This window comes from Aeromicrobium sp. S22 (assembly GCF_009661045.1).
In the GTDB taxonomy this organism is placed as follows: Bacteria; Actinomycetota; Actinomycetes; order Propionibacteriales; family Nocardioidaceae; genus Aeromicrobium; species Aeromicrobium yanjiei.
In genome coordinates this window covers 566,257-579,312 of the sequence record NZ_WJWV01000003.1, presented here as the reverse complement: position 1 = coordinate 579,312, position 13,056 = coordinate 566,257, and the positions used below count along the sequence as shown (strand labels likewise).

Here is a 13,056-nt window from a genome sequence, read left to right as displayed (position 1 = left end):
GCTCCCGGGTGAGGTCAGGCGAAGGGCGAGGTGGTGTTGCCGGGCATCTTGGCCAGCAGGGCCTGTCCGGCGGCGAGGTGCTTGTGCTCGACGAGGATCTCGTACTTGGTCGCCACGACCTTCTGCACCGAGCTGAAGTCCCGCTTGCCGCGCGTGGCCGCGTAGCCGAGCGCACCGGAGATGAGCCCGAACACGATGCCGAACACGATGCCGCCGATGATCGTGACGACCGCCGAGCTGCCCTCCGCGAACAGGCTCAGGAACAGGCCGATGAGCAGACCGAGCCACGCACCGGACGCGGCGCCGGCCGAGAGCACGCGGCCCCAGGTCAGCCGGCCCGTGACCCGCTCGACCTGGCGCAGCTCGGTGCCGACGATCAGGACGTTCTCGACCGGGAAGCCCTCGTCCGAGAGGTAGTCGACGGCCTTCTGCGCGTCGGCGTACTTGTCATAGATGCCAAGCGACTGCGGGTACTCCAACGAGAAGATCTCAGCCATGGTTGCCTCCGAGGGCGACGTCGGTAAGGGCTACAGCTTGTAGTCCTTCAGGAGTGCGCGGCCGATGATCATCTTCTGGATGTCGGACGTTCCTTCACCGATGAGCATGAACGCGGCCTCACGGTAGAGGCGCTCGATCTCGTACTCCTTGGAGTAACCGTAGCCGCCATGGATGCGGAACGAGTCCTGGACGACCTCGTTGCAGTACTCCGAGGCGATCATCTTGGCCATGCCGGCCTCGACGTCGTTGCGCTTGCCGGCGTCCTTGAGCCGTGCGGCCTTGACGACCATCGCGTGCGCGGTCTCGACCTTGGTCGCCATCTCGGCGATGCGGAACAAGATCGCCTGGTGCTGCGCGATGGGCTTGCCGAACGTCTCGCGCTGCTGCGCGTACGCGACGCCGAGCTCGAAGGCCCGGTTGGCGATGCCGACCGCGCGGGCGCCGACGTTGACCCGGCCGACCTCGACACCGTCCATCATCTGGTAGAAGCCCTTGCCCGGGACGCCACCGAGGATCTGCTCGGACGTCGTGCGGTGCTTGTCCAGGATCATCTCGGTCGTGTCGATGCCCTTGTAGCCCATCTTGTCGATCTTGCCCGGGATCGTGATGCCCTGGGCCGTCTCGCCGAAGCCGGCTTCCTTCTCGATGAGGAACGTCGTCATGTTCTTGTAGACGCTGTCCTCGCCCTCGTCGGTCTTGACCAGGACCGCGACGAGGGTGGACGAGCCGCCGTTCGTCAGCCACATCTTCTGGCCGCTGATCTCGTAGCCGCCGTCGTCGAGCTTGGTGGCCTTGGTCGAGATCGCCGAGACGTCCGAGCCCAGCGACGGCTCGCTCATGCTGAACGCGCCCCGGACCTCGCCGGTGGCCATCTTGGGCAGGTACTTGGCCTTCTGCTCGTCCGTGCCGTGCTGCATCAGCAGGTACGCCACGATGAAGTGCGTGTTGATGACGCCGCTGACGCTCATCCAGCCGCGCGCGATCTCCTCGACCACCAGCGCGTACGTCAGCAGCGACTCACCCAGGCCGCCGAACTCCTCGGGGATCATCAGCCCGAAGATGCCCAGCTCCTTGAGGCCCTCGACGATGTCGGTCGGGTACTCGTCCTTGTGCTCCAGGTCGGTGGCGACCGGAAGGATCTCCTTCTCGACGAACTGCCGGACGAGCTTCAGGATCTCCTGCTGATCCTCGGTGAGACCTTCGGTGCTGACCAGACGACCCATCGTGGGTGCTCCCTACGTTGCTGCGGCGATGACACGCTGACTGTACCGAGGGTGCGCTGCCCCCGTCGCGGGGCCGGTGGGGTGACGTGGGCCACCCGTCACTCGGCGAGCACGACCTCCGGCGGCGTGCGGCGCGCGACCACCACGACGAGTCCGGCGAGGATCAGGACGAGGCCCACGTAGACCCCTGCAGGAGGGGTCTGGTCGAGGAAGATGCCCGCCAGGATCGCCGCCCCGGGCACCTCGAGGAGGAGCAGCAACGAGATCAGACCGGGGCTCATCACCGCCAGCAGGTGGTTCAGGACCGAGTGCCCCAGCAGCTGCGCGCAGATCGTCACCGCCACGATCGCGAGCCACGTGCGCCCGGTGAAGTCGACCATCTCGACCTGCGCCACGAGGGCCCCGACCGCGAGGGTGACCGCGCAGATCCCGTAGCACGCGAACGTGTAGGCCGACGTCGAGATGCTCTCGCGCACCCGACTGCCGGCCATCAGGTAGAGCGCCGCGGTCAGCCCGCCCAGGAGGGCGAGCAGGTCACCGGCGAGCGCGCGCCCCGACAGGGAGAAGTCGACCCCGGTGATCACGAGCACCCCGACGACCGCGACCCCGATGCCGACCATGACGGCAGGCGCGGCCGAGTCGCCGCGCAGTCGGTCGATGATCACGACGAACACGACCTGCATGCTGACCATCGCGGTCGCGGCGGCGACCGAGGTCATCTTCAGCGACGTGCACCAGGTCGCGAAGTGCGCCGCGAGCATCACGCCGGCGAATCCGACCGTCCGCCAGCCGTCGCGCCCGAGCCCTGCCAGCTCGTGCCTGACCGGCACCGCGAACGGGGCGACCGCGAGCGTCCCGAGCGCATTGCGCCAGAACGCGATCGCGAGAGCCGGGGCGGCGGCCCCGGCCATGAGTGGCCCCGATGCCGAGACTCCCACGATGGCGACGACGGCGAGGAGCGCATTCACCGGACCAGTGTGCAGTGCCCCGGAACCCCCGGCGACCCGGGCCGCTGCTCAGCCCAGCGCGACCGGGAGGAGCCCGCGGCGCGTCTGCCCGGCGATCTGTTCGAGCGCCGACCGCAGCGTGGCGTGCTCGAACACGAAGCCGGACTCCCGGAGCATCCGCGACTCGACCCAGCGGCTCTTGAGGACCAGCTCGGCCTCGGTCCGGATGATCCGGGCACCGACCTCGAGCAGCCAGCGCGGCTCGGCCAGTCCGTGCCGGCGTCCCATCGTCTCTCGCACCAGCCTCATGAGCTCGGCATTGCCGACGACCTCGGGAGCGGCCACGTTGACCGGACCGGCGATCTCGGGGTGCTCGTGCAGGTGGACGATCGCGCGGGCGACGTCGTCCGCGTGCACCCAGCTGAAGCGCTGCTCGCCGTCGCCCATCGGCCCTCCGAAGCCCATGCGGGCCAGGTTGATGAACGGGTTGACCGCCCCGCCGCCGGCCCCCAGGACGATCGTCATGCGCAGCGCGATCCGGCGCACGTCGGTGGCTGCTGCGAAGAGCTCGTGCTCCCAGGCGCGGGCGAGCTCGACCGACAGCCCCGAGCCGATGTCTCCGCCGACCTCGTCCATGGGGCGGTCCCGGGAGTCGCGATAGATCGTCCCGGTGCTCGCATTGACCCAGAGGGCCGGCGGGCTCGCCGCCGCGGCGGTCGCCCGACCCAGTGCGGCCGTCGTCGCGATGCGCGACCTGAACATCTCGTCGACGTTCGACTTCGTGTAGCGGCAGCTCACCGAGCGGCCCGCGAAGTTGACGAGCAGGTCGGTGCCGTCCACGGCCCGCACGAGCGCGTCGGGGTCGTCCCACGTCGCGTCGCTTCCCGCGCCACGTCCGATGGCCCGCACGGTGACGCCCTGCGCCTCGAGGTGCTGCCGCACGTACGTGCCGACATGCCCGGTTGCCCCCGCGATCGTCGCGGTCCTCAGATCGTGCATGCCGCCTCCTCGTTGAACGTGTTCACTGCACCCTAGCGCAGTTTTGAACATGTTCAACCCTGCGGGACGTCGTCAGCCCCAGGACTGCTCCAGCTCGGCGAGGGACGACTCGAGGTGGAGCAGCAGCCGCTGGAGGTGCGGCACCGAGGCGCGGCAGCCGATGAGACCGAAGTCGAGGTACTTGTCCCGGCTGGTGAGCGTGATGTTGAGCGCCTGCCCGTCGAGCACGATCGACACCGGGTACAGGCCGTCGAGTCGCGAGCCGTTGAAGTACATCGGCTCCTTGGGCCCCGGCACGTTGGACACGATGACGTTGAACGGCGGGTGGGTGTACTTGACGAAGCCCGGCACCGGGCCCAGGGCGAGGGGCAGCACCTGCAGCGCCGAGAACGCGAGGATCTGGGTGGGCGTCAGGTCACCCATGATCTTCTTGGCCTGCCGCGAGGAGTACGCGATCTCCTCCAGGCGGCTGGCCCCCTGCTCGCGGTCGGTGGCGAGGTTGACCACGATCGCGCCTGTCGCGTTGCCGGGCTCGGAGTCCTCCTCCGCCGAGCCGGCTCGCAGCGACAGGGACACCGGCACCATCGCCGTCATGGGGTCGTCCGGCAGGGCGTGCTGCTCGAGCAGGTACTGCCGCAGGGCGCCGGAGACCATGGCCAGCACGACGTCGTTCAGCGTCGTGGCCGATGACTTCGCCACGCGCTGGATGCGCTCGATCTCCCACGACTGCGCCGCGAATCGGCGCGATCCCCCGACCGGACCGTTGAGGATCGTCTTGGGAGCCCGCGGCAGGGTGACGTCGCCGTCGCGCAGGACCTGGCTGCCGATGCGAAGCGAGGCGGGCACCAGGCCGGCGATGTCACCGAGCGCACCCGCCCCCGTGCGCAGCAGGCCCATCGGGTCCAGGCCGCGCTTCGACCCGCCACCGCCGTGCGGCATGACCCCCCAGGGCGGTATGCAGTCGCGGGCGTCCGGGTCCGCGCTCAGCGTCTTCTGGATCAGCCGCAGCGCCGACACGCCGTCCAGCATCGAGTGGTGGACCTTGGTGTAGACCGCGATCCGGCCGTCGGCCAGCCCCTCGACGACGTGCGCCTCCCACAGCGGCCGGTGCCGGTCGAGCAGCGAGCCGTGCCACCGGGAGGTCAGCTGCAGGAGCTCCCGGATCCGGCCCGGCCGCGGCACCGCGGAGTGCCGGACGTGGTAGTCGAAGTCGATCGTCTCGTCGGCGGCCCACCACGTGTTGCCCAAGGTCCCGACCGGCTCCGCCGGTCGCTTGCGGAACAGCGGGGACACCTCACCGAGGTCGCGGAACGAGGCGACGGTCTCGCTCACGTAGTCGGGCCCGGCGTCCTCCGGCGGGACGAACAGCTGGAGACCTCCGACGTGCATCGGCTGGTCCCGCGACTCCGCCAGAAGGAACATCGAGTCGGTGGGGGGCATGAACGACATTCAGGTTCCTTCGGCTGCGGGCGGGACGTACCGGGAGTACGCTAACGCTCCGTGTGGCGCACGTCACTCGTTGTGACAAATTTGGTCGAGCGATCGTCACCGGCTCGACGCCGAAGGAAGGACACCCATGGCGCACCTGTCGCTCGCCGCTCAGCCGCAGTTCTTCCGTGGTTCGAGCCTGCAGTCCAAGGCGCTGGGACTCGGGCTCCGCCACACGGTCCGACCCCTGCTCGGGTTGTGGGCCCACCTCCCGTTCGACGTCTTCCCTCCCAACGTGATCGAGCACGCCGCACGGCTCCTGCCCGTCCACGAGGGCACGATGTGGCGCCCGGTCGAGATCGACCTCACGACGAGCGAGTGGCTGCAGGCCAAGGGCGTCGAGGACATCACCGGCGGCAACGAGCGCGCGATCCTGTACTTCCACGGCGGAGCGTTCCTGACGTGCGGGCTCAACACGCACCGCCGGCTCGTCTCGCGCATCTCGTACGCCGCGAAGCAGCCCGTCCTCAACGTCGGCTACCGCCAGATGCCCTACGAGCCGATCAACGAGTCGATCGCCGACGGCGTCGCCGGCTTCCGCTGGCTGCTCGGCCAGGGGTACGCGCCCGAGAACATCACGATCGCCGGAGACTCCGCGGGCGGCTATCTCGCGTTCAGCGTGGCCCGAGCGGTGATCGACCACGGCCTCGGCCGCCCCTCAGGCGTCGTCGCGCTGTCCCCGCTGCTCGACTTCGACCCCGCGGGCAAGAAGGCGCACCGCAACGCCCACCGCTGCCAGACGTTCCCCCTGCACGCGGTCGCGAAGCTCGCCGACGTGTCGCTGCGGATGGACACGCGCCGCGGCGTCACGACCCCGCGGACCGATCCGGTCAACATGCCGCTCGGCGACCTGCCCCCGGCGCTGATCCACGTCGGCTCCCGCGAGGTGCTGATGGCCGACGCCGAGCTCATGGCCAACCGTCTCGTCTCGGCCGGGGTGCCGTGCGACCTGCAGGTCTGGGAGAAGCAGGTGCACGTGTTCCAGGCTGCCGCCTCGTGGGTCCCGGAGGCTCGCGCCGCGATCGAGGAGATCGGCGCGTTCGTGCGTGGTCTCGCCGAGCGGGACGCGACGGCGACCGCTCCCACCATGGTCTCGACACCCCCGACCCGCAGCGCCCGCGGCGCACGAGCCTCCGTCGTGTGATGTGCTGAGGTCGTGACCGCCACGAACCTCGTCGCCGAGCTCGCCAAGAAGTCCGGCCTCGTCTGGATCGCGTACGGCGGGCGCACCCACGCCGTGTGGCACGAGTGGGTCGGCGACGCGGTCTGCGTCGTGTCGGGCGGTGGTGAGCAACGTCTGCCCGGCATCGCCGACCAGTCCTCGGTACGTCTCCTGCTGCGCAGCAAGACGACCCGCGCCCTCGCCGCCGAGGCGGACGCGCGTGTCGAGATCGTGCCGCCGGGCTCCGAGCACTGGGACCCGGTGACGACCGCGCTCAAGGCCGGTCGTCTCAACCTGTCCGACAGCGATCGTGCGATCGAGCGGTGGGCCGCCGAGTCCGTGGTCGTCCGCCTGGTGCCGACGGACCGGGTCGTGGTGGCGTCCGACGTCGACGACACGCTTCATCCGACTGCACCGCCGTTGTCGGGGTAACGTCATCACCGAACCCCCGGGAGGCAGCATGAGCAAGGCCAAGGACATCGACGAGGACCAGCTCGAGGTCCACGCACCGAAGCAGGCAGCAGCGGGCATCACCGGGGTGAGGGTCGCGTTGCAGCGCTCGCTCTCGCTCATGGGGCCCACGCGCACTGCACGGACACTGCTCAAGCTCAACCAGGCGGACGGCTTCGACTGCGTGAGCTGCGCCTGGCCCGATCCGGACCCGGAGAACCGCCACGCCGCGGAGTTCTGTGAGAACGGCGCCAAGGCCGTGGCCGACGAGGCCACCACCGACCGGGTCACCCCCTCGTTCTTCGCGCGGCACAGCATCGAGGAGATGGCTGCGCACGACGACTACTGGCTCAACATGCAGGGCCGCATCACCCACCCCATGGTCAAGCGCCCCGGCGGCACGCACTACGAGCCGATCGATTGGGACGACGCGTACGAGCTGATCGGTGAGCACCTGCGCACCCGGACGTCCCCCGACCAGGCCACGTTCTACACGAGCGGACGGGCCTCGAACGAGGCGGCATTCCTCTACCAGCTGTTCATCCGGGCCTACGGCACCAACAACCTGCCGGACTGCTCCAACATGTGCCACGAGTCCAGCGGCACGGCCCTGACCGAGTCGATCGGCATCGGCAAGGGCAGCGTCAGCCTGCGCGACATGTACGACGCCAAGTGCATCGTGATCGCGGGCCAGAACCCCGGGACCAACCACCCCCGCATGCTGTCGGCGCTCGAGATCGCCAAGCGCCGCGGCGCGAAGATCATCTCGGTCAACCCGCTGCGCGAAGCCGGCTTGGTCAACTTCCGCAACCCCCAGGTTGCGCGCGGTGTGGTCGGCAAGGGCACCGACATCGCGGACCTCCACCTGCCTGTGCGCATCAACGGCGATCTGGCCCTCTTCCAGGGCATCGGCCGCCTGCTGGTGGAGTGGGACGCGCTCGACCACGAGTTCATCGACCGGCACGTCAACGGCTTCGAGTCCTGGCGCGACCACGTGCTTGCCGCGGACTGGGACGAGATCGAGGCCGCCTCGGGACTGACCCGCGAGCAGATCACGGAGGCCGCGGAGATCATCCGCGACTCCGACGCCACGATCTACTGCTGGGCCATGGGCCTCACGCAGCACCGCAACGCTGTTGCCTCGATCCGCGAGATCTGCAACGTCGCGCTGGTGCGCGGCGACATCGGCAAGCGGGGAGCCGGACTGTGCCCCGTGCGGGGACACTCCAACGTGCAGGGCGACCGCACGATGGGCATCTGGGAGCGCGCACCCGAGCACTTCCTCGACTCGCTCCAGGCGGAGTTCGGCTTCGATCCGCCGCGCGAGCACGGTCTCGACACCGTCGACTCGATCCGCGGGATGCGCGACGGCGACATCACGTTCTTCATGGGGCTCGGCGGCAACTTCGTGAAGGCCGCCCCCGACACCGACGTGACGGCCGAGGCGCTGCGCAGCATCGAGATGACCGTCCAGGTCTCGACCAAGCTCAACCGCTCGCACCTCGACTGCGGCGAGACCGCCCTGATCCTCCCCGCGATGGGTCGCACCGAGCACAACGCGACCGGAGCGGGCGAGCAGTTCATCACGGTCGAGGACTCGATGTCGGCGGTCCACGCCTCGCGTGGTGCGATCCCGCCCGTCAGCGACCACGTGCGCTCGGAGATCGCGATCATCGCGGGCATCGCGCAGGCGACGATCGGTGACCGGCACGGGATCCGTTGGGCCGAGATGGCCGAGGACTACAACATCATCCGCCACCACATCTCCCGTGTCGTCCCGGGCTGCGAGGAGTACACGCACAACGTCGACCGTCCGGGCGGCTTCGTGCTGCCGCACGCTCCGCGCGACTCGCGGATCTTCGAGACCAAGTCCGGAAAGGCCGAGGTCATCGCGTCACCGCTGGAGGTCCTGCAGGTCCCCGAGGGGCACTTCGTGCTCCAGACCCTGCGCAGCCACGACCAGTTCAACACCACGATCTACGGGCTCAGCGATCGTTACCGCGGCATCGAGGACGGCCGCCGGGTCGTGTTCATGCACCCCGACGACATCTCGGCGCAGGGCTTCAAGGACGGCGACATGGTCGACCTCGTGACGCGCTGGGACGACGACGACGTCGACCGGGTCGCCGAGAGGTTCCGCATCGTCTCCTACGAGACGCCGCGTGGCTCGGCCGCTGCCTACTATCCCGAGACCAACTCGTTGGTGCCGCTGGACTCGACCGCTGAGGGCAGCAACCAGCCCACGTCGAAGTCGGTCATCGTCCGGGCGGTCCCGGCCGGGCAGGGCCGCTTCGCGAACGCCGGCGGGTCGCAGAACGGTGTGGGCGCGGACGAGTCCCACAAGACGGACCGTCAGCCCCACCACCTGTCGTGACGGCGGACGCCGCAGACGACCCGTTCGACCTGCAGCGGTTCGTCGACGCCCAGGACAACGGCACGTACGAACGGGCCGTCGCCGAGCTGCGAGACGGGCACAAGACCACCCACTGGATGTGGTTCGTGTTCCCGCAGGTCGCGGGGCTCGGCCGTAGCGAGACGGCGGTGCGCTTCGCGGTCTCGGGGCGCGACGAGGCGAGCGCGTACCTGGACCACCCCGTGCTGGGTCCGCGTCTCCTGGAGTGCGCGGCGCTGATGACCGAGGTCGAGGGCAGCGCCACCGACGTCCTCGGCGGGGTCGATGCGCAGAAGCTGCAGTCGTCGATGACCCTGTTCGGCGCCGTGGCCGATGACCCCGCCCCGTTCCGGGCGGTCCTCGACCGGCTCTTCGGGGGCCAGGACGACCCGGCGACGCTGGACCGTCTCTGACCCCCTGCCCGTCCCCCGATCAGAACAGGTCGGCAGCCTTGACGACCGTCTCGTAGATCCCGTACACCAGCGGGACCGCGACCACGACCCAGGCGATGACCAGGAGCGGCACGGAAGCCTTGACGGCCACGTCACCGTCCTGCGAGCTCGGCGCCGCTGCCTCGGTGGCCACCTGGTTCTCCTTGTTCCTCGGCTCGTGGAACCGGTCGGCGACCGGCCGGATCAACAGGTTCGCGACGAAGCCGACCGCGAGGATCGCGACCATCGTCAGCAGCGCCGGCCGGTAGTCACCCGCGTTGAGCTTGCCCGGCTCGCCCTGCGCGTCGAGGATGCTGTTGACGATCAGCGGGCCTGCGACGCCGGCCGCCGACCACGCGGTCAGCAGTCGGCCGTGGATCGCACCGACCTGGAAGGTGCCGAACAGATCGCGCAGGTACGCCGGGACGGTCGCGAAACCACCGCCGTAGAAGCTGAGGATGACGCCGGCGAGAAGAGCGAACAGGGTCGTGCTGGTCGAGCCCTTGGTGGCCAGGATCGCGTACAGGATGAGTCCGACGCCGAGGTACATCACGTAGATGTTCTTGCGGCCCACGATGTCCGACGTCGACGACCAGATGAACCGGCCGGCGAGGTTGAACAAGGACAGCAGGCCGACGAACCCGGCTGCCGACGCCGCGGTGACCGTGGACGTGGACCCGTCGCGGAAGAAGTCCTGGATCATCGGCGAGGCCTGCTCCAGGATGCCGATGCCGGCGGTGACGTTGCAGAACAGCACGACCCACAGCAGCCAGAACTGGCGGGTCTTGACCGCATTGTCGGCCGACACGTTGTCGGTCGTGACGAGCGCCTTGGTCTTGACCGTTGACGGGTCGAAACCGGCCGGCTTCCAGCCGTCCGCGGGCACCCGGATCAGCCACGCGCCGAACAGCATCAGGACGAGATACACCAGGCCGAGGGTGACGAACAGCTTGGCCACGGCCGAGCCGGACGCGATGCCGGTCGCGGTGTCGTAGTTGTCGTCGTAGATGCCGAGCAGCTTGGACGACAGCGGGCTCGCGATCATCGCGCCGCCACCGAAGCCCATGATCGCCATGCCGGTCGCGAGGCCGGGACGATCGGGGAACCACTTGATCAGCGTGGAGACCGGGGAGATGTAGCCGATGCCGAGGCCGATGCCGCCGATGAACCCGTAGCCGAAGTAGACGAGCCACAGCTGGTCGGTCGCGATGCCGAGCGAGCCGATCATGAAGCCGCCGGACCAGAACAGGGCTGCGGTGGCCATCGCGCGGCGCGGGCCGCCGGAGTCGACCCAGGTGCCGAAGATCGCGGCGGACAGGCCGAGCATCACGATCGCGATCGAGAAGATGATGCCGATCTTGGTCAGGCTCGAGTCGAAGTGCTGGACGAGTGACGCCTTGTAGACGCTCGTCGCGTAGACCTGCCCGATGCACAGGTGGACCGCGAGCGCAGCCGGCGGGATCAGCCAGCGGTTGAAGCCGGGCTTGGCGACGGTGTGACGCCGGTCGAGTACTGCAAGTGCCATGATCTTTCCCCCAGATGGACGCGTGATGCTCATCTCAACCTAGGGCCGGAAGTCCCGCCTCGCACGCGGACACACCTGGCCCGGCGTCGTGGGCGAAGTGGTGCCCGCGCCCCGGTACAGTTCGACCGTGAGCGCAACGACCGGTCGGATCTTCTTGTCCCGCATCGTCGGGCAGGCAGTCTTCGACCCCGCGGGCGACCAGGTCGGCAAGCTGCGCGACGTCGTGGTGGCCGTGCGGTCGGCCAAGCAGCGCCCGCGCGTGCTGGGCATCGTGGTGGAGGTCCTCGGACGCCGTCGCGTCTTCTTGCCCATCACCCGGGTGACGTCGCTCGACTCGGGCCAGATCATCACGACCGGGGTCGTCAACGTCCGCAGGTTCGAGCAGCGCAGCACCGAGACGCTGGCCATCCACGAGCTCCTCGACCGCACCGTGACCCTGCCGGACGGCAGCCCCGGCACGGTCTACGACCTCGCGATGGAGCAGGACCCCCGCCGCGACTGGTACATCTCGAATCTCGCGGTCCAGGCCGCCGGCAAGCGGTTCGGCCGTCGCGGCCCCCACCAGGTGCTGGAGTGGGACGAGGTCAAGGGCCTCACCTCCGAGGAGACCACCCAGGGCGCGACCCACCTGCTCGCGACGATGGACGAGATGCGCCCCGTCGACGTCGCCAACGCGCTGCGGGATCTCGCGCCCAAGCGCCGCATGGAGGTCGTGTCCGAGCTCGACGACGAGCGCCTCGCCGACGTCCTCGAGGAGCTTCCCGAGAAGTACCAGATCGAGATCCTGGGCGTGCTGGACCCGGGTCGCGCGGTCGACGTGCTCACCGAGATGGACCCCGACGACGCGGCCGACCTGCTCGGCGAGCTGCCTGCCGCGACCGCCGAGGGTCTGCTGCTGCAGATGGAGCCGCAGGACGCTGAGGACGTGCGCCGCCTGCTGTCGTACGAGGAGCGCACCGCCGGCGGGATGATGACGACCGAGCCGGTCGTCCTGTCCCCCGACGCCACGATCGCCGAGGCTCTCGCGCGCGTCCGCAACCCTGACCTGAGCCCCGCGCTCGCGTCACTGGTCTACGTGTGCCGTCCTCCGTTGGAGACGCCGACCGGCCGGTTCCTCGGCATCGTGCACTTCCAGGCTCTCCTGCGCGAGCCCCCGTCGACGCTGGTCGGCGCGATCGTCGACAACGACATCGACTGGCCGCGCCCGGGCGCCTCGCTCCAGCACGTCGCCAACCTCCTGGCGGCGTACAACATGGTCGCGCTCCCCGTCGTCGACGAGAACTCCCACCTGCTCGGGGCGGTGACCATCGACGACGTCCTCGATCACCTCCTCCCGGAGGGTTGGCGCGAGAGCGACCCCGACAACGCGGAGGCGGTCACCCATGGCTGAGCGCGCACGTCTGGACCAGCCCCGCGAGGTCCGCCGATCCATCCGGCCCCGACGCCGCGAGCCCGATCCCGAGCGCTTCGGCCGGTTCGCCGAGTCGACCGCGCGCTTCCTCGGGACGGCCACGTTCATCGCCTGGATGACCGTGTTCGTCGCGGTCTGGATCGGCTGGAACATGCCCTACGGCCCGGACCGCCACCGCTGGGACGACTACCCGTTCATCTTCCTGACGCTGATCCTGTCGCTGCAGGCCTCGTACGCCGCTCCGCTCATCCTGCTGGCCCAGAACCGCCAGGAGGCCCGTGACCGCGTCACGCAGGAGCAGGAGCGCGACGCCACCGCGCAGGCCGCCGCCGACATGGAGTTCCTCGCCCGCGAGGTCGCGAGCCTGCGCCTCGGCATCGGGGAGGTCGCGACCCGCGACTTCATCCGCAGCGAGCTGCGCAACCTCGTCAACGACCTGGAGCGGCGCGACGACCACGACGAGCCCGAGACCCCCTAGCCCCGATCTGCGGACTCCTGCACGCTTTTTGGCGCGAATTCCGTGCAAGACC

At 69.3% G+C, this 13,056-nt stretch carries 12 protein-coding genes; 6 read left to right on the top strand and 6 right to left on the bottom strand.

Translation table 11 applies throughout. The annotated features are described in order from the left end of the window. Nucleotides 1-14 precede the first annotated feature (14 nt). From GEV27_RS15775 to GEV27_RS15755, 5 genes are all read right to left on the bottom strand, one after another. Nucleotides 15-497: a general stress protein gene (locus GEV27_RS15775; protein WP_153651810.1), complete on the bottom strand. Its 483-nt coding sequence runs from the start codon at nt 495-497 to the stop codon at nt 15-17. 30 nt (nt 498-527) lie between these two features. Then, entirely contained in the window at nt 528-1,721 is a 1,194-nt protein-coding gene (locus GEV27_RS15770) for an acyl-CoA dehydrogenase family protein (RefSeq protein ID WP_153651809.1), read from the bottom strand. Between the two features lie 98 nt (nt 1,722-1,819). Then, the gene (locus GEV27_RS15765; RefSeq protein ID WP_309222306.1) at nt 1,820-2,689 is read right to left on the bottom strand and encodes a DMT family transporter; all 870 of its coding nucleotides are present in this window, start codon (nt 2,687-2,689) and stop codon (nt 1,820-1,822) included. Nucleotides 2,690-2,737: 48 nt separating this feature from the next. Further along, on the bottom strand, nt 2,738-3,667 hold the full coding sequence (locus GEV27_RS15760) for a TIGR01777 family oxidoreductase (protein ID WP_194944234.1): 930 nt from the start codon (nt 3,665-3,667) through the stop codon (nt 2,738-2,740). Between the two features lie 72 nt (nt 3,668-3,739). Further along, the gene (locus GEV27_RS15755) at nt 3,740-5,116 is read right to left on the bottom strand and encodes a wax ester/triacylglycerol synthase family O-acyltransferase (protein WP_153934994.1); all 1,377 of its coding nucleotides are present in this window, start codon (nt 5,114-5,116) and stop codon (nt 3,740-3,742) included. A gap of 127 nt (nt 5,117-5,243) precedes the next feature. Between GEV27_RS15755 and GEV27_RS15750 the strand changes: the two genes are divergently transcribed. The 4 genes from GEV27_RS15750 to GEV27_RS15735 are packed head-to-tail and all read left to right on the top strand — an operon-like array spanning nt 5,244 to nt 9,572. Then, the gene (locus GEV27_RS15750) at nt 5,244-6,299 is read left to right on the top strand and encodes an alpha/beta hydrolase fold domain-containing protein (protein WP_153651806.1); all 1,056 of its coding nucleotides are present in this window, start codon (nt 5,244-5,246) and stop codon (nt 6,297-6,299) included. 12 nt (nt 6,300-6,311) lie between these two features. Continuing rightward, nucleotides 6,312-6,749 carry a hypothetical protein gene (locus GEV27_RS15745; protein ID WP_153651805.1) on the top strand — a complete coding sequence of 146 codons (438 nt, stop codon included), beginning with the start codon at nt 6,312-6,314 and terminating at the stop codon, nt 6,747-6,749. A gap of 28 nt (nt 6,750-6,777) precedes the next feature. After that, nucleotides 6,778-9,141 (top strand): FdhF/YdeP family oxidoreductase, encoded by a 2,364-nt coding sequence (locus GEV27_RS15740; RefSeq protein ID WP_153934993.1) that lies wholly within the window; start codon nt 6,778-6,780, stop codon nt 9,139-9,141. Beyond that, entirely contained in the window at nt 9,138-9,572 is a 435-nt protein-coding gene (locus GEV27_RS15735) for a DUF1810 domain-containing protein (protein WP_309222305.1), read from the top strand. The genes GEV27_RS15740 and GEV27_RS15735 overlap by 4 nt, the downstream gene beginning before the upstream one ends. 19 nt (nt 9,573-9,591) lie before the next feature. Here the strand turns inward: GEV27_RS15735 and GEV27_RS15730 are convergent, their stop codons facing one another. Continuing rightward, the gene (locus GEV27_RS15730) at nt 9,592-11,115 is read right to left on the bottom strand and encodes an OFA family MFS transporter (RefSeq protein WP_153934992.1); all 1,524 of its coding nucleotides are present in this window, start codon (nt 11,113-11,115) and stop codon (nt 9,592-9,594) included. Nucleotides 11,116-11,242: 127 nt separating this feature from the next. Here GEV27_RS15730 and GEV27_RS15725 point away from each other — a divergent pair, with 127 nt between their 5' ends. Continuing rightward, complete coding sequence (locus GEV27_RS15725; RefSeq protein ID WP_194839955.1) at nt 11,243-12,505, top strand: magnesium transporter MgtE N-terminal domain-containing protein; 1,263 nt, start codon at nt 11,243-11,245, stop codon at nt 12,503-12,505. Next, complete coding sequence (locus GEV27_RS15720) at nt 12,498-13,004, top strand: DUF1003 domain-containing protein (protein ID WP_153651801.1); 507 nt, start codon at nt 12,498-12,500, stop codon at nt 13,002-13,004. Before GEV27_RS15725 ends, GEV27_RS15720 begins: the two co-directional genes overlap by 8 nt. Nucleotides 13,005-13,056: the final 52 nt, after the last annotated feature.